Annotated in this window: 22 protein-coding genes, 1 tRNA gene and 1 pseudogene; 1 reads left to right on the plus strand and 23 read right to left on the minus strand. The window is 42.9% G+C overall.

Annotation, left to right across the window (positions count from 1 at the left end; genetic code table 11):
* The first annotated feature begins 389 nt into the window (after nucleotides 1-389).
* Nucleotides 390-465, plus strand: a tRNA-Ala gene (locus ACG3M1_RS17515).
* Between the two features lie 116 nt (nucleotides 466-581).
* Here the strand turns inward: ACG3M1_RS17515 and ACG3M1_RS17520 are convergent.
* The 23 genes and pseudogenes from ACG3M1_RS17520 to ACG3M1_RS17630 form a co-directional block, all read right to left on the minus strand.
* A complete protein-coding gene (locus tag ACG3M1_RS17520; RefSeq protein WP_009270904.1) occupies nucleotides 582-1,637 on the minus strand; it encodes an ABC transporter ATP-binding protein in 1,056 nt (351 codons plus the stop codon).
* A 688-nt stretch (nucleotides 1,638-2,325) separates the two neighbouring features.
* Nucleotides 2,326-3,564: a hypothetical protein gene (locus ACG3M1_RS17525; protein ID WP_022300460.1), complete on the minus strand. Its 1,239-nt coding sequence runs from the start codon at nucleotides 3,562-3,564 to the stop codon at nucleotides 2,326-2,328.
* A gap of 256 nt (nucleotides 3,565-3,820) precedes the next feature.
* Complete coding sequence (locus tag ACG3M1_RS17530) at nucleotides 3,821-4,894, minus strand: hypothetical protein (protein WP_055200318.1); 1,074 nt, start codon at nucleotides 4,892-4,894, stop codon at nucleotides 3,821-3,823.
* Nucleotides 4,895-5,374: 480 nt separating this feature from the next.
* Nucleotides 5,375-6,205 carry a hypothetical protein gene (locus ACG3M1_RS17535; protein ID WP_008818893.1) on the minus strand — a complete coding sequence of 277 codons (831 nt, stop codon included), beginning with the start codon at nucleotides 6,203-6,205 and terminating at the stop codon, nucleotides 5,375-5,377.
* Between the two features lie 49 nt (nucleotides 6,206-6,254).
* Nucleotides 6,255-6,869, minus strand: a complete 615-nt coding sequence (locus ACG3M1_RS17540; RefSeq protein WP_233105191.1) for a CpXC domain-containing protein — start codon at nucleotides 6,867-6,869, stop codon at nucleotides 6,255-6,257.
* 181 nt (nucleotides 6,870-7,050) lie between these two features.
* Complete coding sequence (locus ACG3M1_RS17545) at nucleotides 7,051-8,844, minus strand: aminopeptidase P family protein (protein WP_022300209.1); 1,794 nt, start codon at nucleotides 8,842-8,844, stop codon at nucleotides 7,051-7,053.
* A gap of 112 nt (nucleotides 8,845-8,956) precedes the next feature.
* Nucleotides 8,957-9,388: a hypothetical protein gene (locus ACG3M1_RS17550; RefSeq protein ID WP_008818890.1), complete on the minus strand. Its 432-nt coding sequence runs from the start codon at nucleotides 9,386-9,388 to the stop codon at nucleotides 8,957-8,959.
* 49 nt (nucleotides 9,389-9,437) lie between these two features.
* The gene (locus tag ACG3M1_RS17555; protein WP_008818889.1) at nucleotides 9,438-10,262 is read right to left on the minus strand and encodes a signal peptidase I; all 825 of its coding nucleotides are present in this window, start codon (nucleotides 10,260-10,262) and stop codon (nucleotides 9,438-9,440) included.
* Nucleotides 10,263-10,363: 101 nt separating this feature from the next.
* Nucleotides 10,364-10,894 (minus strand): hypothetical protein, encoded by a 531-nt coding sequence (locus ACG3M1_RS17560; protein WP_008818888.1) that lies wholly within the window; start codon nucleotides 10,892-10,894, stop codon nucleotides 10,364-10,366.
* A gap of 135 nt (nucleotides 10,895-11,029) precedes the next feature.
* The gene (locus ACG3M1_RS17565) at nucleotides 11,030-11,821 is read right to left on the minus strand and encodes a LysR substrate-binding domain-containing protein (protein ID WP_022300210.1); all 792 of its coding nucleotides are present in this window, start codon (nucleotides 11,819-11,821) and stop codon (nucleotides 11,030-11,032) included.
* A gap of 3 nt (nucleotides 11,822-11,824) precedes the next feature.
* A complete protein-coding gene (locus ACG3M1_RS17570; RefSeq protein WP_009270908.1) occupies nucleotides 11,825-11,947 on the minus strand; it encodes a LysR family transcriptional regulator in 123 nt (40 codons plus the stop codon).
* Nucleotides 11,948-12,043: 96 nt separating this feature from the next.
* Nucleotides 12,044-12,484, minus strand: coding sequence for a PaaI family thioesterase (locus ACG3M1_RS17575; protein ID WP_008818885.1), 441 nt, complete (start codon nucleotides 12,482-12,484; stop codon nucleotides 12,044-12,046).
* A gap of 69 nt (nucleotides 12,485-12,553) precedes the next feature.
* Complete coding sequence (locus tag ACG3M1_RS17580; RefSeq protein WP_009270909.1) at nucleotides 12,554-13,201, minus strand: hypothetical protein; 648 nt, start codon at nucleotides 13,199-13,201, stop codon at nucleotides 12,554-12,556.
* A gap of 252 nt (nucleotides 13,202-13,453) precedes the next feature.
* Nucleotides 13,454-14,608, minus strand: a complete 1,155-nt coding sequence (locus tag ACG3M1_RS17585; protein WP_008818883.1) for a hypothetical protein — start codon at nucleotides 14,606-14,608, stop codon at nucleotides 13,454-13,456.
* A 198-nt stretch (nucleotides 14,609-14,806) separates the two neighbouring features.
* Nucleotides 14,807-15,295, minus strand: coding sequence for a hypothetical protein (locus ACG3M1_RS17590; RefSeq protein WP_008818882.1), 489 nt, complete (start codon nucleotides 15,293-15,295; stop codon nucleotides 14,807-14,809).
* A gap of 6 nt (nucleotides 15,296-15,301) precedes the next feature.
* Nucleotides 15,302-16,174 carry a YitT family protein gene (locus ACG3M1_RS17595; RefSeq protein WP_009270910.1) on the minus strand — a complete coding sequence of 291 codons (873 nt, stop codon included), beginning with the start codon at nucleotides 16,172-16,174 and terminating at the stop codon, nucleotides 15,302-15,304.
* Nucleotides 16,171-17,316, minus strand: a complete 1,146-nt coding sequence (gene alr, locus ACG3M1_RS17600; RefSeq protein WP_395814359.1) for an alanine racemase — start codon at nucleotides 17,314-17,316, stop codon at nucleotides 16,171-16,173. The genes ACG3M1_RS17595 and alr overlap by 4 nt, the downstream gene beginning before the upstream one ends.
* 2 nt (nucleotides 17,317-17,318) lie before the next feature.
* Nucleotides 17,319-18,209, minus strand: a complete 891-nt coding sequence (gene dat / locus ACG3M1_RS17605; protein WP_008818878.1) for a D-amino-acid transaminase — start codon at nucleotides 18,207-18,209, stop codon at nucleotides 17,319-17,321.
* A gap of 16 nt (nucleotides 18,210-18,225) precedes the next feature.
* The gene (locus tag ACG3M1_RS17610; protein ID WP_002609408.1) at nucleotides 18,226-18,651 is read right to left on the minus strand and encodes a PTS sugar transporter subunit IIA; all 426 of its coding nucleotides are present in this window, start codon (nucleotides 18,649-18,651) and stop codon (nucleotides 18,226-18,228) included.
* A 15-nt stretch (nucleotides 18,652-18,666) separates the two neighbouring features.
* On the minus strand, nucleotides 18,667-19,143 hold the full coding sequence (locus ACG3M1_RS17615) for a PTS system mannose/fructose/N-acetylgalactosamine-transporter subunit IIB (RefSeq protein WP_002609406.1): 477 nt from the start codon (nucleotides 19,141-19,143) through the stop codon (nucleotides 18,667-18,669).
* Between the two features lie 4 nt (nucleotides 19,144-19,147).
* Nucleotides 19,148-19,801 (minus strand): bifunctional 4-hydroxy-2-oxoglutarate aldolase/2-dehydro-3-deoxy-phosphogluconate aldolase, encoded by a 654-nt coding sequence (locus ACG3M1_RS17620; RefSeq protein ID WP_009270914.1) that lies wholly within the window; start codon nucleotides 19,799-19,801, stop codon nucleotides 19,148-19,150.
* A gap of 23 nt (nucleotides 19,802-19,824) precedes the next feature.
* A pseudogene (locus ACG3M1_RS17625) lies at nucleotides 19,825-20,673 on the minus strand (PTS system mannose/fructose/sorbose family transporter subunit IID).
* 3 nt (nucleotides 20,674-20,676) lie between these two features.
* Nucleotides 20,677-21,444, minus strand: coding sequence for a PTS mannose/fructose/sorbose/N-acetylgalactosamine transporter subunit IIC (locus tag ACG3M1_RS17630; RefSeq protein ID WP_002609399.1), 768 nt, complete (start codon nucleotides 21,442-21,444; stop codon nucleotides 20,677-20,679).
* Between the last annotated feature and the right edge of the window lie 342 nt (nucleotides 21,445-21,786).

Genomic DNA, 21,786 nt, shown 5'->3' on the forward strand with positions numbered 1-21,786 from the left:
GCAGATTGGAAGGCTCATGTTACTTTCGAAGCCGACAGTCGGAAACCAAGTTTCATGATATCCGCTTACCGCGGCTGTATACCTTACAGCAGAGCAGATTGAACAAATTTTCAGCCTTATGTTTACTGTCATAACTGGAGGAAATAAAAAATTAAATCAAAGCTTCAAGTAATCCATAATAACTTTATGTGAAAAACTGCTTTTATTAAATGATAGAGCATATAGATAAAAACAAAAAAACAAAGCTTCCTTGCAAGTGAAGGATTGCTTTGACTTTCAGGGATTCCCTTGGTAATCGATACGATTCCGTTTATCATTTTATCAAAAAAATCAAAAAAAGCATTGACAAGGCTATCTGCTGCATGATATATTTATTAAGCAATCGAGATGGGGTGTTAGCTCAGCTGGGAGAGCACCTGCTTTGCACGCAGGGGGTCATCGGTTCGATCCCGATACGCTCCACCATGATAGATCAGAAGAGATTCCTAACGGAATCTTTTTTTGTGCTTTGTTTAAATGGTATAAAAAAATAAGCCGATTCCACATTCTTCAGCAGGAGAAAATACGGGAATACGGCTTTTTTATTTCATCTTATATATACGATTTTGCGTACAGGCATCAAACAGAAGTACATATTCCCAGTCAATCCAGAACCGGATATTCTCCATGCGCTGATGGATATGGGAAGTATCTGACTTCATAATAACGACTCCCTCTTCATATTGGATATGATAATACACCTGCTCACCGGACTGTTCAACCAATACAATGCTGCCGCATATACCACCTGTTGATACCTCAATGACATGTTCACAACGCACCGCCAGTATTACGGAAAGATTTTTATCATCTGACAGCCATGGTATCTTCTGCTCATGAAAGAAAAGCTCCCCTTGTGCAAGGACTGCTGTAAACTGATTGATATCATATACACCTAAAAAAGAGGCAGTAAACAGATTGATTGGATTTTGATAAATGGCAATCGGATTTCCCATTTGCTGAATCTCTCCATCCTTCATAATAATCAGAATATCCGCCAGTGTCATTGCTTCCATTTGATCATGTGTTACATAGAGAAAGGTGGCACTGTTTTTCTGATACAGCTGCGCAATTTCAATTCGAAGCTGTGTCTTAAGTCTCGCATCCAGAGAACTCAGAGGCTCATCCATCAGAAACAACGATGGTTTTCTTATGAGTGCACGGGCAATCGCACAACGCTGTTTTTGCCCACCTGATAAATCACGCGCTTTGCGTTCCAGTAAGTCACAGATACCCAGCACTTCACATATCTGATAGACAGCTTCCTTTATATCCTGCTGCTTCATTCCGCTGTGAGCAAGACCGAAGGTTATGTTCTCCAAAACACTCATATGAGGAAACAATGCAGCTTCCTGAAATACCATGGAGATACTTCTCTGAGCAGGTGTTTTCTGATTGACAAGCTGATCATCAATATATATTTCTCCTGAATCCGGAGTCAGAAATCCTGCGACAAGCTGAAGCAATGTCGTTTTCCCACACCCGGATGGACCTGCAAGCACAATAAAGCTTTTTTCCGAGAGCTCGAGATGAAAATCGCGTACTGCCTTAATATCCCCATAGGATTTTGTTATATTTTTCAATAAGAGTTTACTCATGCACATCTCTCCATATTCCACATTAAGTGTAGCCGAAGAAAACAAAAAAAGCAACCTTGTCGAGCAAAGCTGCTGTTCTTGTAATCCCCCATTCGTATTGATTTTGTAAACAGTATCAGTTTATTTACTAAGAGTGTACATGAGAATAAACGGGCTTGGGGAAGACCATTTTCACAATCTCCATCAATACGATTCCCATATGATCACCGAAGTGATCCCCAGTGTCTCGAAGCCCACCCTCTTCAAGACACCTATATGTTACTAGAAATAGTGAATTTATACAATGGATTTCATGTAAGTTGACATTTAATAAAAATTTTGGCGATTATTACAGTTTTTCAAGAAAACCGTCAACTCGGGCTGTAAAAGAAAAAACTTCTTATGAAAAGAAGTAGTTTTCAACTTTAGACTCTAACATGTATGTTTCCACCAGAACCAGCTACATTAAGATTTGGTTTTGTTTCTAATCCGAACGCACATGCAAATAACAGACTTAAACCACATGCACCAGCTAAAATTACCTTTTTCATTTAATACACCTACAACAAAGTAGACCATATGCATATCATCATCGACATCCATATATTAAATGATTTAATAATTCTATTCAATGAAAAGGGAAACAGTTAACATAAAACTTTTTTTTGATCGATTAAATGCTTTTTTAGATAAAACCGTCAACTTCAATTTAAAATTTTTGCTGAATTCCTGTCTCAAAAACATGTAAAAGTTTATATTGATTCGTGTAATTTAGTAATTTCAGTAGCTCAAATCTAAATATCTCAATTAGTTCTTTATCATGTAAATACGGTAGAATTTTCTTTAAAATATAATTTTGCTTTATAAAAACCGGAGTATCTTCACTTAAAGTGAAATATTTAAACATACATTTCAAATCTATTGGGTATTTATCATACTCAAAGTTCTCGATGATAGGCATTTTAATAGGCCTTCCTAATCTATTTTGGCAATCTGCCATATAAATTAGATTAGTTAATGTATTGAATCCGTAAGTAAGCATTTTCTCATAATATACCAAAGATTTTGCATAATCTTTTATCATATGAAATATACATCCTATATTAGCATATACTTCACATATTTTAATTTTTGGTAAGTTACACTCAGATACTAACTCCTCAATCCTATTAAGATATTTTGAACTCCAATCTATATTCACATCTGTCAACATCACAATAGCATAATTATATGTATCTAATAACCTAATATGATTGGATTCTCTCATGAAATGGCTCTCTAAAGATTCAATTTCGTTTTTCATTTCTAAATACTTATTCTGTGTATAATAGTAATGCAGAAGATTTAGTCTTATACATGACAATTTAGCATCAGATAATTTTATGAATTCTATCTCTTCTATATATTCATTGTGGTTATTTATGCTATTACATTCAATTTTTGGAAACATTAAAATTCTTAATAGATCCATATATTTTAATTCAAACTGATAAAGAATACTTCTGTATTTCTGATATACAACATCATCAATATATCCATCCTTGAAATAATAATCTCTCAAATCATTTACAATTGATTCAACTTCTGAATAGTAAACATATTTATTAACTTCTTTTAATACACGTATCATTTTATCAGAAACTAATTCTATTTCATCAATATCATAAAATTCTATAGCTTTATATAATTTCATTAAAAGTCTATCTAGCACTTCATCTATAACAGGAAATTCGCCAAACTTCAAATCCAGCTTATCCAACAATTCAATATAAACATCCTCAGATCTGCTCAATCCGCCAGCTTCGATATTCTTTAACGTATTTATACTGCAAATGCCATCACAAAATTTCTTCAGAGTAAAACTATTTTGTGTATTACCCCGCCGTTCTTCTCTGTAAATGCCAATCAGTTTACCGATAACTGATAATCTATCTCTACTAACATTCATATATATCCCTGCCTTTAACTTCACTCTCTAGTAATGCTACTCATATATTATAGAGGTAATTTCCAATATTTGGAAGTTTAAATCACATAAATGTCACATTCTTACTTCTTTACTATAGTTTTTCACAGATTATCGTCAAAAAGATAGTAAATCGATGATGATTAAAGGTTAGCTAATGCCTCTTATCGCTTCTGTAATGTATGCAGAAAAAGAGCTGTGATGAAACAGCCCTTTAAAATATTGTAGGTATAGCTTTTTAGGATAGTTGTAGAGATTGCAAAATCGCAGGTCGAATATCATCTTCAACATCCAGCATATTCATGGCATCCACTGCACTGACATCGATTTTCTGCATTAGTTTTTTTACATATAGCAGTGTTGTTTCCACTTTGCCTTCAGCTTTTCCCTGTAATAAGCCTTTTTCCAGTCCTTGCTCCAACCCCTTTTCAATCCCTCTTTGTTCAATGAAATCGCTAAAGTTGCACATATCCATAACCTCCTTATCTATCTCCTTCTCCATTAGTATACCATACGTCTTTTGTAATTGTTCCTTTTTATCCTCTATAACGAGATTTTTTATAAACAAAATCTTTAACAGCTCCAGCAGTCTCTGCTTGTTCTCATCCTCCTGCTCTACCGCATTCGGAATATTCTGCGCTTTTCGTATGCCTTCCTTCTTTGGATACACCATGACTGCTGTGAGCAAGTCATAATCCTCCCTTGCGGCATGCCATATCATTGTTTCACATGTTTCCTGTATCCTATAGGTGTTAATGACATCATTCTTTTGATTGTTATGTCCGATACAGATCCAGATGGAACAGACCTTTTTGATCCTGTCATAATCCGAATGCTGAAATCCATTCTTTGGATGCTTCTGCTTTGCCATCAATCTACTGCAATAATACAAAGCACGCTTGATCAGAGGATAACCGGGATCATCCTTTGCCTGGCTTTCCAGATTGATGATCATGCGAACTTTCTTATCCGCAGGTGTGCTCTTATCGTCTTCCTTCTGCTTCATGGGGATTGTCGCCTCGAACTGAATGTCGTATTTGATCTGTGCCCCCGGTATGGCTTCATCCGTGACCTCAATCTGATGATCATCGATATATTCACAGTCTGCTGTGTTTATGGAAGACATTTCGATATAGGACGGTATGTCCGCCAGTGGAGTATCTGCGTATTCCGGAATACAGCCCTTCATCACATAGGCGAGAATCTGCTTGTTTGATAATAGCTTTTTACAGTACATGTCATATTTCTTTTTATTATCATAGCAGCTAATCATAGCTGCTGCTTCTGTTTTCATTTTTGTTGTCATAATCATATCCTTTCTTTCTCCTATTGCTATCTGTACTTTAAGGATATGATCTGGTGGTGCTCTTGTTCTGCTGTTGTTTTTATTAGCAAATAGAAGTATCTGCTGTTTCGTATCATACGCAGGAACGGATGCAACAAAAACAAGGCAGTCCTTACCGCCGACAAGCGGTGTTCAGCTGCTGTAAGCTATTTAATAACTGTAAGGAATGAATGAAAGCATAAGAAAAAACGCTTCTAGCAAGCGGTTGAGCTACTGAAAGGCCGGGACTTTTGCGGATAAATTAGATGTGAATGCAATGTATTATTTATATAGTTTCTCATAGACCGACCTCTCCTTTTTTTGTATTTACAGTGTAGCATAAATCCTGTCGGAAATACAGAAAATTCTATAAAATCTCTACGTCATAAAAGAAGTGAAAAGCTAGTTTTCTGCCTCTCTGTAAAAAAAGCACCCACCTGGATGCCAATATACGTTCGCAGTCTTGTTTTAACCATTCGCTTCATTTTTTACCAGAAAGATATGCAAATACTCCATCGGCTGTACAACCTTGGAAATGATACGGTATATATAACCGGCTTCCTCCAGACTGCCTTCCAGGGGAAGCCCCTGTGTTACAACTGCATTCATGCTTCTGTATGTCAATATATCATATAGAAAGCTGTTCTTTTCCTTCAGTAGCGAAATCATCTGCTTTGCCTGTTCGAAATCCTCCTCCTTCATAAGATAAAGAAATCGAATAAAACAGCAAAACGCATCATTCCTTCGATATTTATCAAGCAGCTCTCTGCAGGACTCCAGCTCCTCAAAATACAACGCAATGCTCATGAGATAGTGCCGCACCTGAAACAGATCCTCGGGATTCAGATTTAAAATCTCCTGAAACTGTCTTTGCGCCTTCCTCATATATCCGGCCTCGTACAAAGATGCCGCATAAGCGAACTTGATATGAAACAACGGCTTTGCTTCATCAAATTCAAAAAAATCAGATGCATCCCGCAGAAAAAAATCCTTTCCCAGATTCATAGTTGCCAGCTCCATGCCCTCTTTCAGCATACCGAGCTTTCTGTACATATTCTGTTCATTGATTCCCAGCACTAGGTAAGCCTCGATACAGTCTGTGCAAATCCCCAGCGCTTCTCTTGCAATCGTCTGTTTCTTTTGCGAGCTGCGGCAGTGATTGGCTTCCTCCAGCTTTTTCAGTGCGTCGCGATACGTATTCTGATTTGTATCCTTTACCGGATGTGTTTCATCCAGAAAGGCATCCAGTGTCATCTGGAAGGTAATGCCGATATCTGTTGTATCTGAAATATGATTCATATAGAGTCCCTCATCATTTCCCTTATTATATGCCAGTTCCCTATATTACTCAATGACTTTCGTTCGACTGTTTCAGATAATCTACTGCCCAGTAACTGTCAATTTCCTCAAACTGATTCTTTTGCGGCGGCAATTTCGAACAGATTGCATCATAGGATGTCTTCCATATTCCAATCACATCCTCTACTTCATCATGCTGTACATGAAACCAGACCGTATCTGTCTCCTGATCCTGATAGACGACATTCTTCGGCAGCCTTCCCTTTTTCTTCTCCCGCAGAATGATTTTTAATTTCAGTAGCTCCATCGCCCGATCATCCAGCTTATCCTCCAGCATTCTGATTTTCTCTGCGACCTGTGACGGATCGCAAAGGTAGCGGCGGATACAATTTTTTTCAGACTGAAAAATAGAAAAGTCCTTATCTGTCAAATCACTTTTTGGCTTAACCAGCAACACAAAGCGATGCTTTTTATCAACATATATCATCGTATGGAGAAAGGTATTGATTTTTCCACAGCTTGGGCAGGCTTTTTTAAAGAATACCCCCTCCAGCAGCTCCTTCCGAAACTGCGGCTCCATCTCCGGCATGATCAAGGTTTCACTCTTTTTATGTGTTTTGTAAAAGCAGCGGGGACAGGTAAGCTCCACCAATATAGATTTCATAATATCACCATATGTAACATTATACCTGTAAGCGGGCATATTGCAATAACAAAACACAGGAAGGATGATTGTTCCATTCTATAATAGCGCCAGCAATACGATATCAGTGCTCCTGTTCCGCTACCACATCCAAAAAGCTTCCTGACATCAAAAAGACAGAGCGACCGCCCTGTCCTGTTTATTAAATTTCTCTGGTTGCGTATTTCAGCCATTCCTTTTCCGCTTCATTCAGATAAGGAGAAACCTTGTCATACACCTCTTTGTGATATGCATTCAGCCACGCAATATCATAGCGCGTCATCAGATCAACGTCTAGCCCGTCCAGATCAAATGGTACGAATGTGATCGTTTCAAAATACATGAACTGTCCATATTCGTTTTTCTCACCTCTGCGTACCACCAGCTCATTTTCATGCCGGATACCATGGGAGCCTTCCACATAAACACCGGGCTCATTGGACTGGGTCATCCCCTCCTCCAGAACACAGCTGTCATTTCTTTCCGGTACCACTTTCCAGCGGAAGCCGTTTGGCCCCTCGTGTACATTCATCAGATGACCAACACCGTGCCCTGTTCCGCATTTATAATCAATTCCCATTTCCCATAACGGACCTCTTGCGAGAATATCCAGATTCATACCGCGGCAGCCTTCAAGAAATTTTGCCCTGCTCAGCTGAATCATGCCACGCAGTGCACATGTATAGTGTGTACGGATTTCATCGGAGATCGGTCCGAGGACAAAGGTTCTGGTGATATCTGTTGTGCCCTCCAGATACTGTCCTCCACTGTCAACCAGCAGCATCCCCTCCGGCTTCAGCTCGACATTGGTTTCCTCACTGGCACTGTAATGCATCATTGCGGCATGCTCCTTGTATGCGGAAATTGTAGAAAAGCTCAACCCCAGATTGTGTTCCTGTTTTCGACGCAGACTTTCCAGATAATCACTGGCACTGATTTCCGTAATTGTTTCCTTGCCGATGTTATTCTTTAGCCAGTACATGAATTTCGTCATGGCAACAGCATCCTTGATATGCGCCTTGCGATTATTCTCCAGCTCGATTTCATTTTTTCTTGCCTTCATCAGCTGAGAAGGATTCGGACAGTCTATGATGCGAATCTCCTTCTTCAGATTCTGTGTGATTGCATAGTTTACAACACCTGTATTCAGCATAACGCACGCATCTGCCGGAATGGTTTTCACAAACGCATAAATATCATCATATGCATGTACCGCTACAGCATTTTCCCTGAAGTTCACAAGCATCTGCTCATCCAGCTTATTCTCATCAATAAAGATATGGTTTTCATTGTGGGTGATTACCAGATAACACAGCATGACAGGGAAACAGCTGATATCCCAGCCGCGCATATTCATCATCCATGCGATATCATCCAGAGAGGTTACGATGTGATGTGTTGCGTTTTGTTCCTGCATTACTGTACGGATATCCGCCAGCTTATCCTTTGTGCTTTTTCCACTGTATGTCTCTTCCAGAAAGAAGCCTTTTTTCGTAGGCAGCGGCGGGCGGTCCTTCCAGATCATCCCGACAAGGTCTTCCTGTGCGGAAATAGTAACATCCTTGTCCTTCAGCTCCTCCATAATGTCATGTACAAGTCTGGTGTTCATGACACGTCCGTCAAAGCCAAACACACCGTTTTCCCTCATATGCTCACGGATATATGCAGGAATCTCAGGCACGCCTTCCTCTCCCTGCTTCATCAAATCAATCGTGCTGTCCTTCAGCTGATTTGCCGCCTGAATGAAATACCTTCCATCTGTCCATAGGGCAGCACAGTCCCTGCATACGATCAGTGTTCCTGCCGAACCGGTAAAGCCGGACATAAAGCTTCTCGCCTTAAAATGCTCTCCGACATATTCCGTTTCATGAAAATCGGATGTTGGAATCATGTATACGTCCATATTTCTTTCATTCATCAATGTTCTTAATTGTTTCAGTTTCTCTATTACCGTCATAAGTTCCTCCTTCAATCATCACTAGTAACCATTGTACTCCAAAAGAAGGAAATTGAATATAGATTTCACCTGAAAAATTATGGTTTGTTTCTCTGTTATCGTATGGTACGCATTAAAAGTTTGCCTGTTCCAGCTGTGCAGTGAGCTGGATCATGATTTCCCTGTCATTCAGCCTGTCAGCATCTCCCTGCATGATGATAACGATGGGATGTGCCCCCTTCAGCTGCATGCCGGTGTCGTATATTTTCGTATCCAGTGTGTCACTGACATCCTGTTTGGTTTGTGTATCATATGCCGTTACCTTCATATCCAGATATGTATTTTCAAGATTGGCAGTATCACCCTCCACATGAACACAGGTTGTGCCCTTGTAGGTCAGAATGCTGTTTAGCTTCTGCTTCATTTCCATATGCAAGGCATCGGTTGTGACCCGTATCCCCTCTTTCAGCGCGATACTGTTCTCCCATAAGCGAAACATTGAAAACGTAATCAACAGCACAGACAGCGCAGTCGCGATTCTTATATATACCATATCTCTTTTCATAGCCATATCCTCCCAAAAAAAACCAGTCATTTAGAGTATGACCGGTTTCTTATTTTTTATAGCTCAGGATATGAATTTTGTAGTATCTAGCATCCTTTACATCATAAATAGTATAGTTGAATTGCTGATGAGTTCCTGCAGGAATGCTGTCCTTTCCGGTTAAGAACCATTTATCAGTTTTTATCAGGTTCCTTTGTTCATCATACAGCTGAATTTCCGCTTTTACAAAACGCACTGCAAATTTGGTATCATTATGCAGCTCCCCATTCAAAACGCAATGTCCCTCCAACTCCTCAAATTCCACTGCATCCACATAGAGTGTTTTCTGTTTTTTCAGTACCTGCTCTTTCTCTGCCCATCTTGTGCGTATGGTCTTATTGAACAGCCAGATTACGGCAAGCTCTGCATATAACAAAATACCGAATTTGCTTTTCAGAAAGAGAAAGATTTTACCGATAAAGGGGATATGAAACACATAGGTTCCAACAATATCCTTGCGCAGTGTCTTATACATGTCCAGGTTATCCTTACCCTCTGCATTGGTGCGGTATATGGTATTTCCCTGGAAATCTTTTTCTGTTTTATTAAAATGATGTGTTAATAGAATATCGTCACCAAAGCGGTCTGCTTTAAAGGTAATGATATCACCTTTTTTCAAATGCAGTGGTTCTTCAGGATCAAGTACCTTCGTACACACAAGCGAGAAGGTGGGAATACGGGGCTCCATACTGTCCGTTAGTACAGCATATAGGCGATAGCCTGTAATCTGTGCTGTTTCCTCCGGATATTTTGCCATAAGAAAAGTATAGGCTGCCAGTAATAACACAACAACCACAAACACAATATTTGCAATGCGCTTGATTACGTTTCTCATATGCGATCCTACTTTCCTCATCTTCTATATTTTATAAGATTTTTGGAGGGGTGAAAAGATTTTTTTAAAAAAGCCGTCGAATGACGGCTGATTCTAATATTCTAAGCTGCGCTGTTATCAGGAGTTAATTCCGCAACAACTAAGATGTAAGCAGTTGTTGCAGTACCAGCTGTATTTTCAGTATCATTTGTAGTAGTTGCAGTAATTGTCGGTGTTATCTTGCCATTGGTGGCCTCAGAAAGCTTTTTCTCCGAATCTGTAACTGTGGTAGTAACCGATGATAAGTATCCCGTAGAAGTAGACGGATCTGAAACTTTAGCTGCATCATTAGCATGTGCAACTGTATCAAAAGCATATGCCGAAACCTTGATATTATAAGCAGTTGGATCAACACTATCTGGTATGTTCTTTACTTCTATTGTAGGTGTTGATGTGAACTTTGGATCTTCTCCTATTACTGCATTTGTTTCAGTAAAATTCGCTGCAGTAACTGTTGTCGTAACTCCTGCACGGAAATTCAACACCTCTGATGTTGCAGTACCTTTTGTCTGATCCCATGCAGCGAATGTTCCTGCGGATGTAGCGATAACAGCACCTGCTGTTAATAACGATAATAGTGTACTCTTTTTCATATAATTGTTCTCCTTTTCAATGGTTTTAAGAATAGGTAATATTTTTTGTTACCTTTTACACTATTATTGTAATCCTTTTGGGAAACTTTGTATAATACCAATAACCCGCAAGCCGGTTATGCATTTTAGGTATAGCTACATATCTGCATAGGTTTCATGAATAATATTAAGAAACACCTTTCCTGCTTCGCTCAGCACTTCGCGCTTTCTTCGGATGATAACAAAATACTTTTGAATATCACAGTTTCTGATGCGCATGCTGTGGATATGTGAATGCTTTAATTCCTCAATCTGCCATTTATTCCCCAGCATAAAGGCATCCGTATGATTCAGCATGTTGATAATCGCATGGTAGTTGCTCATTGTGATCGTTTTCTTAAAGCTGCTCAGCTGCACACCATCCATTGTCAACGACATATTCAGATTCGAGAAAAAATCATATGGCAGATGAATCAGTGTGAAATCCAGAAAATCCCTTGCCTCCTTCTCCTCCACCAGCTCATCCAGATTCTTCTCGTTGATATGAACGTACAGCGGTCCTTTTCCAAGAATATTCAATTCAATTTCCTTGGCATCCGCCATCTTACGATAAATACTCAATTGATAATCATTTAGAATCATGATTCCGATTTCCGACTTCATTTCACTGACATTGGCCAACACCTGCTCCGCCGTTGTTTCTACCATATGAATCTCTGTAGTTGCTGATTTCATATGCTTGTAAAATTGTAAAATCAAATCATCCCGTAGGAATACAGAATCCACGGATACCGTCAGCTTGCTATACAGCTTTACCTCACTGACATCCTTTAAACGCTCCAGCACCTGAAACTGCGAGAGGATTGACTGTGCATAATAGTACATCAGTCTACCGGTCGGTGTCAGCGTAACTCCGTTATTGCTGCGGATAATCAGCTCTTTCCCCATTTCTTACTCTAATGACTGTATACTTCTGCTCAGACTTGGCTGGCTGACAAACAGCTTCTCCGAAGCCTTGTTGATGCTTCCACTGTCGACCACTTCAACGAAGTAGCGTAATTGTTGGTTTTTCATCTCTCATTCTCCCTAATTGTGGACATTTATGCTCATTATTATGATAACATAAAAGACAGATTTCTACGTATGCAGATTCTGCCTTTTTCTGTAAAATTATTGTTTTGTATTCATAATATAGGAACCATTCGCTGTTGCGACCACCTTGCCGCTTTTCTTTGAGCGTGCAATAGCTCTGGTCTGTGACATTCTGCTTCCTGCATGATCACAAATTCCTTCCACCAGCAGCGTATCGCCACTGCTCACACCGCCAACATAGTTAACAGCCATTTGTATCGTTGGTGTAAACACTGCATTCCCGCTCACATACGATATACATCCCATCGTAATATCCAGTGCTGTCGCAATGATGCCTCCATGCAGATTTTCCGCCGGATTCATTTGCCAGTCTTTCACCGGAAAAGCCAGAACCACACTTTTTGTATGAAAATCCGCGGTTACCAGCTCCATATCCATCATGGAATTTATCGTACCTTCATCGCGTACTCTCTGCTTTACAAAATACTGAATACGTTCATGGAACTGTTTTTTATCCATATATATCACATCCTTACCTGCCTATTATACTCCTTACAGGAAAGAATTCACACAGTTTGCACAATGAAATCATTTCTGCTTCCAGTTCAATATCCGGATTTTGTAATCATAAACACCATATACTTCATAAGCTGTATAGGAAAATTCTCTTGTTTCTTCCGGCTGTAAAAAATCTCTGCCGCAAAGATACCATTTCATTGTCTTTATCACATTACGGAAATCATCATACAATTCAATTTCCGCTTTAATATACCGTACAGGAACAGGTGTTTTATTGATTACTCTGCCGGTTAATACAGCAAATCTGCTGCTGCAATCAAATTCCATATCTTTTAAAAGGATTCCCTGTTCTTCCTGCGTTTCCACAATTGGTGCTTCTTCCACCTTTGGTTTTTCTATTTCCTCAGGTTCAGGCATTTCCTCCTGCTCATCCGTCTGCCTGCTCTTGTTGATATCATATTTTCTGTTGAAGTCCGGATATTCCTGTTGTTCTGCTTCTACCCGCTGTGGTGCTTTCACACCGTGCAGCAGCTCCTGCACCTCTTTTCGGACTTCCTCCAGCAGTTCCTTATCTACACCGGCATCCGCAGTGTAAACATCATTTGCTGTTACCTGTTCTTCATGAGGTTCCTTCTCTGCAATTTCATCATTTTCCATCATTACTTCGTCTGGATCGCTGAATGGATCTTCTGTTTCCTCCGGATTTTCTTCTACCACAGGACATTGTCCTTCTTGCAGTGTTTCCTGTATACTGGTTACTATCGGTTCCAGAATACCGATTGCCTGAATATGCAGTTGATTGGCATTTGGTATTTTCTTTTCGAATTTTGTCGCACCGGAGTTATACAGTCCCTCTATATCCTTTTGCGTATCCTTCGGATACCGTACAACCTGTGGAACGACATGATGCGGTGTATCGATTACCGGATGCTCATTTAGTTGGTACTGCTCTTTTTTTTCTTTGACAGCTTACGCAGGACTTGCCGTAGCGGTATCCTGATCCGATTCCTCTTCGTTTGTATTGATTGCAATCAGTATATCCTGTAGCTCAGCCTGTGTAAATGTAGCTCCCCCCTCTCGCAGATCAATCGTTTGTTCTGGCTTTGATTTTCCAGAGGATGTATGCTGAACCAGAGACTCCTGCGTAATCTCTGATTTCTGTACATGCTTCCCCTGTGCATCCGGGTGCTCCTGGATTTCCTGCTGGATTTTCGTTGGGCCTGCCGGCTTCTGATGCTTCTGCTTGTACACAATCGGCAGCAGCTCCTCATCATCAGCCGCTTTCCTTTGTTCCACCGGTGCTGTTTTCAGTGCATGGCGCTTGCGTAAGCGCTGCTTTCCGGTCTGTTTCGGAATCTGCTGTTTTGAAGCCGTGCCTGCTTCTTGTAAAATACTGTCGGTAGCTGCCTGCTGTTTGGCTTTCGCAGTCTTATCTTCTGTTCCCTTTGCCTGTCTTGAAATATCTTCCTTTGGAGTCTTTAGCAGCGGCTTCTCTGCATCTGGCTTCACTTCCTGCCCGCGCGTATCCTCTTTCTTTTCATCCACGAAGCGTTGATCAGGATCCAAAGCATTCTTTTTCGCAGATACCTCTATACCCGCTTTTCCTTTTCGCTCCCGCAGCACACCCTTTATCAACAGCAGCATGGTGCTCAGTATACAAACGCCCAGCACCACGGCATACGTGATTTTTCCATAGCTGCTTTGCAGAAATTCATACACCCTGCCCATATACTTCATATGAAAGAGATAGGAGCCTACCAGATCCTCATGTCTGGTTTCATAGGTATCATAATAGCTGCTGTCAGGGGCCTGCGTAATGTAAAAGGTTTCCTGATTTCGAACTTCACTTTTCACAAACATATGCGTTAAGATAACCAATTCCCCAAACCGCTCTGCCCGAAAGCTGATCAGCGTGTTATTTTTTGGTTCCTCGTTATCTTTGAAGGTCTTTACAAAGATGAGAGAATCCTGTTCGATCGCTTTTTCCTTGTTTTTACCGGTAACCTGTATCATCCGGATATGCAGAAGATGCTCGCTCTGTTTTGGAACATAAATCAGAATCGTTACCAACAGTAAAAGTATTAGAAAAAAGCCTTCCAGAATCCATGACAGTTTTTGCTTCATATCGTATCCACTCCTGCTTGCACTGCTGTATTGTCTACCGTTATTCTATCATAGATTCCAGCTTATAAAACGCCCAGAAAGTCCTTATTTATAAGGTTTTTACAATTTCTTTCCGCAAATCTCAGCGTAAACATAACTTTGTGTTTTTATCTTAAGATTTACAAAAAAAAGCCTCCGACAAGCAGTCGCAAGGCAGCCTTAAGCAGCATTGTGCTCAGACTCAAAAATATCTTCATCCAGAAATACCATACGCGGTTCATGGCAGCTTTGCAATACATCCGGAATCCCCATTAAATCCACACCGCAGAAATGGGATGCAGCATGCAGTGCGGCGTTTCCTGTGAGGGGTACATACAGATAGGCTATACCGCAGCAGTAAGCGGATGCTATAAAGCCTCCCAGCTCTTTTAGTTGCTGATTCCCTATAATCAGCAGGCTGCTTTCCTTTTGACATCCGCTTTGATACAGGAATCGGACGATTGCCTCCAGATTATCAAAGGTCTTGATATGTGCTGTACCGGGAACAGTATAGCATGCAGCTTCAGGAAATTGCGCTGTGATGTCCTTTTTTATTTCCGCCGGTACATCGGATTCACAAAGAATCAAAAGCTTATCCGCTTTGATATAGGCGTTAAGTTGTTTTACGATTCCCCGGCAGTGATATACCTGCTGTTTTTCTGTTTGCATCCTGCTTCACCTGTTCTTTCTCTTTTCATTGATCAGCTTTGGGAAATAACCGCTGATACGCACATGATCGAAGAAGATCACAAAGGCCTGTTCATCACAGCCCTGCACCTGTTTTTTTAAATGACCGTATTGTCCTCTCGTAATTGCCACCATCATGACCTCCTTCCTGCGTCCGCTGTAGCCGCCTGTTCCATCCCAGACAGTAACACCACGCCCCACATCCAGGATCAGCTGCTGCTTCAGTTCATGATTTTCCGTGATAATCAAAGCAGCCGATTCTGCATTATCCTCGTGAATGCGATCCAGCACGAAGGACAGGATACAGCTGTGTACGATGGAATATAAGGCTACCTGACTGTCGTAAATGAGAAAACAGAGTAGATAAATCACCGTATTGACCAGCAGATAGATACTGCCGACACTTCCTTTTCCTGTTTTTGTCAGATACAGTCCGATGATGTCAATACCTCCGCCGCTCCCGCGCCCCTTGAAGAACAGCCGTGTACCATATGCACATAGAAAGGAGCCAAGCAGGACAGAGATAAAGACATCCTCAACCAGAGACGCTTTGGGCACCGGAATCAAAGACAAAAACAAAGATTCAAACAGTATGACGATTGCCGTATGCACGGCAAATGTTTTCGCCAGCACCCTGGCAGCGAGAATGATCATGAAGATATTCAGGATCAGATTTATAATCCCGGCGATATCAAAGGAAAGTCGATAGGGCAGGATATGGAGCAGCAGGTCCCTGAGCAGCTGGGCGATTCCTAAAAACCCGGCACTGTAGATATGCAGCGGAACCAGAAACACATTCATCGAGAAGGAAAACAGCAAAGCTCCGCTGATACAGTACAGCCAGTCCTGTGCTGTCTTCATACGATATAGCGCTGTACGCGATCACTCATTCCCACCGCGATTTCTCCTGCCGTCCCCTGTATGATTTGGCCAAGCAGATAGCTGCTGACTGCCCCGGTTCCATCATCACCACTCAAAAGCGCATATTCCCCGACCTGCACTGCTTCTATATCGGTCACATCCACCATAAACATATCCATGCATACCTTTCCAATCAAAGGTGCCGGCCTGCCATGTATGGAAACATAGCTCTGCGGGGACTGTGCGATACAGCGTCGGTAGCCATCCGCAAAGCCTGCCGCCAGCACTGCGATTCTGACAGGCTGTTTTGCGATAAATGCATGACCATAGCCCACCCCTTCTCCCGCTGCAATATCCCGCAGCAGGACGATTCTCGCTTTCCAGACAAGCACCTCCCGCAATGGTATCAAGCGCTGCTCCGAGGCTGAGGCAAGACCAAAGATATAGGCACCGACACGCACCATGTCCATATGCATATCTGGTGCATGTATCGCTGCCTTACTGTTGCATATATGACAGATGCCCGTATCGATTTTTCGTTCCTGCAACGCCCGGATGCAGCTTTGAAAGCGCTGAAACTGCAATTCGGTAAACGCCAGCTCCCTTTGATTGCTGCCGGCACCGTATACCAGATGGGTATACATCCCTGTTATTTCTATATTCGGAAGCGAAAACAGAGAAAGCAGCTGCTCCACGCAGTCTGCTGTAGAACTACAGCAGTCGATTCCCATGCGGTGAAAGCCGGTATCCAGCTTCAAATGCACGGCAGCCTTCAGGTTCATGCCTGCACAGCACTCGGAAATATGGGAAAGAAACGTTGCGGAAAAGGCACTAAGTGTGATGTTGTTTTCCGCAGCCAGACGTATTTCCTCATCCGATACATAGCCAAAAACAAGAATCGGCTTTTCTCCTGATACGCTTCGCACACGCAACGCCTCCTGCATGGTGGCTGTTCCATACCAGTCGCATAAATCGTCCATCGCCTGTACACACGGCTCGATTCCATGACCGTACGCATTCCCTTTTACGACTGCCATAAATCTCGTTCCTGCTGTGAGATGCCGCTTCAGCTGCATCACGTTTTCCCGAATTCGCGCTGTATGGATTTCTGCATAGGTTCGGCAGCTGATGTTTTCTTCCATACCTATTCGGCTTTGCCGCACTCCGCAATGATGGCGGCTTCATATGCTTTTTGCAGCTGCTTCAAAATCGGTCCCGGCTTTCCATCCCTGATCGTATGCCCGTCCACCTTTAAAACTGCACTGCATTCCGTATTCGTATCAGCGACAATGACCTCATCTGCGGCATACAGCTCATCCAGTGTAAAATTGCCTTCACGAAATGGTATCTGTTCCTGCTCACACAGTGCTTCCAGTATTTTCTTCGTCGTGCTGGGCAGAATATCCTCATTTTCAACATGTGTCAGTATACAGCCGTCCTGAACAATCAGGATTGAGCCGGATTTTTCTTCCGTGACAATACCGTCCTTTACCAGAATCGCCTTCCCTGCCCCTTTTCTCTTTGCCTCAGAGCGCGCCATGCAGTTTGGAATCAGATTCAGTGTTTTTACATGACAGTATTTCCAGCGGATATCCTCCACACTGATCGCAGTTGTTCCTGCCTGAATTTTCTCCACATTGCGGGGAGCATGTACCGCAAAGCCGGACAGCACCGGCCTTTGATCCTCACGCCCGGGATACAGATGGTTTCGGATGCCGTCATCCCCTCTTGTCAGCTGCATATACACATAACCGCTGTGCAGATCATTCTCCTCAACCAGCTGCTGAAAGAAGCCTTCGAATTCCTCCCTTGTATACTGCAGATTGAAATCAATGACATCCGCCCCCTGAAACAGACGGTCGAGATGCCGCTTTAGACCAAACAGCTTCCCATTGTATACACGGACGACCTCATACAGACCGTCTCCGAAGACATAGCCGCGGTCCTGCAGAGAAATGTGGATATCCTGCTCTTTGACCATAGCTCCCTTCCATAAATATCGTTCCCCGATTCCTTTTTTTCCTATTCCATTCATCCTTATATCCTTCTTTCTATTCCTTGCATGCCGAATAGCTTATTTTCCCGCTCAGCATCCCGTATGTTTCTTTGAACACCTCATCCATGTGCTCCTTCAGCTCATCAAAATTCATGAATTTACGGGAGGTCACAGCTTCCAGAAAAATCGGAAGGTTGATACCGTAAAAGCATTCCAGCTTTTTCTCTTTATACAGTCTGCCGATTGCCTTTGCTGTGACATTGCAGGGGGAGCCTCCCAGTAAATCTGTCAAAACGATCACACCGTCCCCTTCATCCGCCTGTTCGATTGCCTTGTATACCTTCTGTTCAAACTGTTCAATGCTGTCTCCGTGAAACAGTCCCAGATGTGCAACATTCCCGATATTTCCGACAATCAGCTTTCCGCTGCTGACAAAGGCTTCTGCCAGGGGTCCATGTGTGGCGAGTACCAGTCCTATCATACGACGTGTCCTCCCCTAGGCTGCGTCTTTGATTTCGATTCGCTTATCATCCGGTACGACTCGAATATAGACGTCCATGCCCTTGCTCTGCATAGCCTTGATGCTATTCATTTCTTCCTCATTCACCGCAATGTTGCGATACAGCTTTCGTCTGTCTGCCCGGGCACCGATTCCTCCGATTCCCACTTCCTGTATCGGAACACCCGCATCATGCAGATCCGCGAAAACCATCGGTGTTTTCGCAAGCAGGAAGATTCGTTCATCCTCACTGCCTGCTTCCTTGAGATAGGAGATGGCACTGCTTACGGAAAGCACCTCCAGCTCCAGACTGCTCGGCATTGCGGATTTCATGATCATTTTCATAAAGGAATCCTTTGCGGCCTTATCATCCACAATAATCACCTTGCTTGCTTTGGTATGCAAGACCCAGGCCGTCATGACCTGCCCGTGTACCAGCCGGTCATCAACGCGTGCATATACAATATTTTTCATACAATTATTCCTCTTCCTTCTGCAGACAGGCGATAAATGCCTCTGCGCGGTGCTGCAATTCCTCAAAGCGGCCTTCCTGAATCACACGCTTATCCATCAAGCGTCCGCTGATACCATAGCCGGTGCAGCCGACAGCCGCAAATTCTGCGATATTTTCCTCGGTGATTCCCGCAGTCGCAATGAATTTCACATGGGAAATAGGTCCCATCAGATCCTTAATGTAAGAGGCTGTCATTCTGGCAGCCGGAAACAGCTTAACATAATCCGCCCCGTATTCATGTGCATCCAGTACCTCGCTGGGGCTCAGTGCTCCCGGAATGGACAGCATGCCCAGCTCCTTTGTTTTACGAATGACCGCTTCATTGACATTCGGTGAAATGATATAGGCAGCCTTTGCCTGATAGGCAAGCTCCACCTGTGCAGGATTGACAACCGTCCCTGCCCCGATCGCCATACGGCCTCGAAAATGCTCCTCCAGCATGGTGATCGCATCCAGTGTTTCCTTATAATCCCTGCTTTTCTGATCAAAGGTGACCTCCGCCAGACGGATGCCGCCCTTATACAGTGCTTCCATCGTCTTGAGGAGGGTGTCACCATAGACACCCCTGCAAATCACGATAAGCTTATGCTCCTCCAGCATGGCTCGAATTGTATCCATATAAACTCCTTTCTTCGTTCATTTTAGAAGAATCCAATCAGCACACCGACAATAGCGATGGCAATCAGAATCAGTATGATCTTAGATGTTGAAAGCTTTTTCTGCAGCAGGAAGTAAGAGAGAAAGACAAAGCCAACCGGCAGTAAGCCCTTGAATATCGCATCGAAGATGGTTTCCTGCAGGACCATGTCCGAGCTTCCCAGATGCAGCACCGTGGAAGAAGTGACCGTTACCGTCGTGGCCTCAAGCCCTCCCAGGGTAATGGCTCCAACTGCCATAGCCAGCGTCATAAAGCGCTCCAGCTTTCCGCTCGCAAACAGACCGTTGACAGCTTCCTTTCCCTTTTTATAGGAGGTCTGGAACATCCAGTAGCAGGGCACCATGACATAGAGAACGGTAACGATCATATAGAAGATCGGACCGAAGAAGTTGCCGTCCATTCCCATACCAATCGCAATGGAGGCAACGATAGGGATTGCCGTTCCCTGGCGCAGAGCATCAAATACACCTGCCAGCGGTCCCATCAGTCCGGTTTTGATTGCACTGATGTCCTCGCCTTCAATCGGCAGCCCGTTCGCACGCTCCTCCTCAAGGGAGCATACCAGCCCCATGATGATGGAGCCGCCTTAATACCCGGCTGTATTAAAGAATTCCATGTGCCGCTGACATGCATTCACAAATTCTTCCTTATCATCGCCATACAGCCGCTTCAGCACCGGTCCCAGACAGCCCAGCACACCGGGCGTCTGCAGACGCTCGTAGCTCAGCGTTGCTTCTCCAAGCAGATGCCAGAGAAGAAAGCATTTATTTAAATCGGTCTTTGTCAGCTTTTTCTCAGTCTGTACGTTGGTATCTGTTATCTGACGTTCCATACTCTACACCTCTTCCTTTGCTCGGTTGAATTTGAGATCAGCATACAGGGATGCAATAATGAAGGCTACAACTGCGATGACAATCATTGGCACATTGCCGTAGATAGAAAGCACGAAGCCCAGCATAAACAGCTGAATAATATTCGGACGGTTGGACAGCAGCCGCAGGATGATCGCAATACCCATCGCCGGCAGTATCTGTCCGATTACGGTAAGAATCTGCATCGGCGTTCCCTTTAAGGCGTCCAGCACCTGTGTAGCGACATCTGTTCCGAAATACAGGATTCCGAAGACCGGTACCGCAGAGATACAGAAGGTTGCAATCTGTGCAAGTACAAATTGTACAAAGTAAATCTTTTTCATATCCCCCTGTGCGGCGGCACTGTCCACCATGTGTACGAATACGGAGTTGATGGTGCTTCGCAGATTCCATACGATGGTCCCGACAAGACCAAAGGATACGGCAATCGTAACTGCGACCTCCGGAGTGGCTCCGGTTGCTATAGCCAGAGATGTTCCGACAACCCCTGCAATGCCGGGATCGCTTGGAATTGCACCTCCGACATTCAGAAACCCAAGAACTACGGTATTGATCGTCGCACCGATGATCAGACCATTTTGCGGATCCCCCAGAATCAGACCGACGATGGTGCCGGATACGAGCGGCTGGCGAATGGATACGTGTACGATTCCTGTAAGCCAGGGTGGTGAGCACAGCGTCATATAATACAAAATTCCGATAAGCGCTGCCTGTAAAAAGTTAATTTCCATGTTTTTTCTCCTCTCATGTTGTTTGAAAACCTAGTAGCTACTGACTGTTTACACACATACTATAATCGCTCAAAAACCTCCCGTCAAATAACGCAAAAGCACAGTTTTTTTTACATTCGTGTCACTTAAAAGATAGAAAAAGACGGTGATATTTTCCAATATATGCAAATTATTCCGATATCCGCGTATGTGTGCTTTCATTACCCGCACAAACTATATCCGTGCTATAATAAGTGTGCAAGCAGACGGCATGCGTGCATTCTGCAGCCCGGAAATTCAGCACCAAAAAGTGGTGGAAGTGTGAAAGAAAATCAAATTTGTAAAAAGACAAGTAGCTTGAAA

The organism is Clostridium sp. 10cd*, assembly GCF_044336395.1.
Lineage (GTDB): Bacteria > Bacillota_I > Bacilli_A > Erysipelotrichales > Erysipelotrichaceae > Clostridium_AQ > Clostridium_AQ innocuum.

Bases quoted from the DNA above. Each gene is read 5' to 3' on its own strand.
- ACG3M1_RS17520 (WP_009270904.1), bottom strand. From the start codon at position 1,637: ATGAGTAAACTCTTATTGAAAAATATAACAAAATCCTATGGGGATATT.
- ACG3M1_RS17525 (WP_022300460.1), bottom strand. From the start codon at position 3,564: ATGAATGTTAGTAGAGATAGATTATCAGTTATCGGTAAACTGATTGGC.
- ACG3M1_RS17530 (WP_055200318.1), bottom strand. From the start codon at position 4,894: ATGATTATGACAACAAAAATGAAAACAGAAGCAGCAGCTATGATTAGC.
- ACG3M1_RS17535 (WP_008818893.1), bottom strand. From the start codon at position 6,205: ATGAATCATATTTCAGATACAACAGATATCGGCATTACCTTCCAGATG.
- ACG3M1_RS17540 (WP_233105191.1), bottom strand. From the start codon at position 6,869: ATGAAATCTATATTGGTGGAGCTTACCTGTCCCCGCTGCTTTTACAAA.
- ACG3M1_RS17545 (WP_022300209.1), bottom strand. From the start codon at position 8,844: ATGACGGTAATAGAGAAACTGAAACAATTAAGAACATTGATGAATGAA.
- ACG3M1_RS17550 (WP_008818890.1), bottom strand. From the start codon at position 9,388: ATGAAAAGAGATATGGTATATATAAGAATCGCGACTGCGCTGTCTGTG.
- ACG3M1_RS17555 (WP_008818889.1), bottom strand. From the start codon at position 10,262: ATGAGAAACGTAATCAAGCGCATTGCAAATATTGTGTTTGTGGTTGTT.
- ACG3M1_RS17560 (WP_008818888.1), bottom strand. From the start codon at position 10,894: ATGAAAAAGAGTACACTATTATCGTTATTAACAGCAGGTGCTGTTATC.
- ACG3M1_RS17565 (WP_022300210.1), bottom strand. From the start codon at position 11,821: ATGGGGAAAGAGCTGATTATCCGCAGCAATAACGGAGTTACGCTGACA.
- ACG3M1_RS17570 (WP_009270908.1), bottom strand. From the start codon at position 11,947: ATGAAAAACCAACAATTACGCTACTTCGTTGAAGTGGTCGACAGTGGA.
- ACG3M1_RS17575 (WP_008818885.1), bottom strand. From the start codon at position 12,484: ATGGATAAAAAACAGTTCCATGAACGTATTCAGTATTTTGTAAAGCAG.
- ACG3M1_RS17585 (WP_008818883.1), bottom strand. From the start codon at position 14,608: ATGAAGCAAAAACTGTCATGGATTCTGGAAGGCTTTTTTCTAATACTT.
- ACG3M1_RS17590 (WP_008818882.1), bottom strand. From the start codon at position 15,295: ATGCAAACAGAAAAACAGCAGGTATATCACTGCCGGGGAATCGTAAAA.
- ACG3M1_RS17595 (WP_009270910.1), bottom strand. From the start codon at position 16,174: ATGAAGACAGCACAGGACTGGCTGTACTGTATCAGCGGAGCTTTGCTG.
- alr (WP_395814359.1), bottom strand. From the start codon at position 17,316: ATGGAAGAAAACATCAGCTGCCGAACCTATGCAGAAATCCATACAGCG.
- dat (WP_008818878.1), bottom strand. From the start codon at position 18,209: ATGAATGGAATAGGAAAAAAAGGAATCGGGGAACGATATTTATGGAAG.
- ACG3M1_RS17610 (WP_002609408.1), bottom strand. From the start codon at position 18,651: ATGATAGGACTGGTACTCGCCACACATGGACCCCTGGCAGAAGCCTTT.
- ACG3M1_RS17615 (WP_002609406.1), bottom strand. From the start codon at position 19,143: ATGAAAAATATTGTATATGCACGCGTTGATGACCGGCTGGTACACGGG.
- ACG3M1_RS17620 (WP_009270914.1), bottom strand. From the start codon at position 19,801: ATGGATACAATTCGAGCCATGCTGGAGGAGCATAAGCTTATCGTGATT.
- ACG3M1_RS17630 (WP_002609399.1), bottom strand. From the start codon at position 21,444: ATGGAAATTAACTTTTTACAGGCAGCGCTTATCGGAATTTTGTATTAT.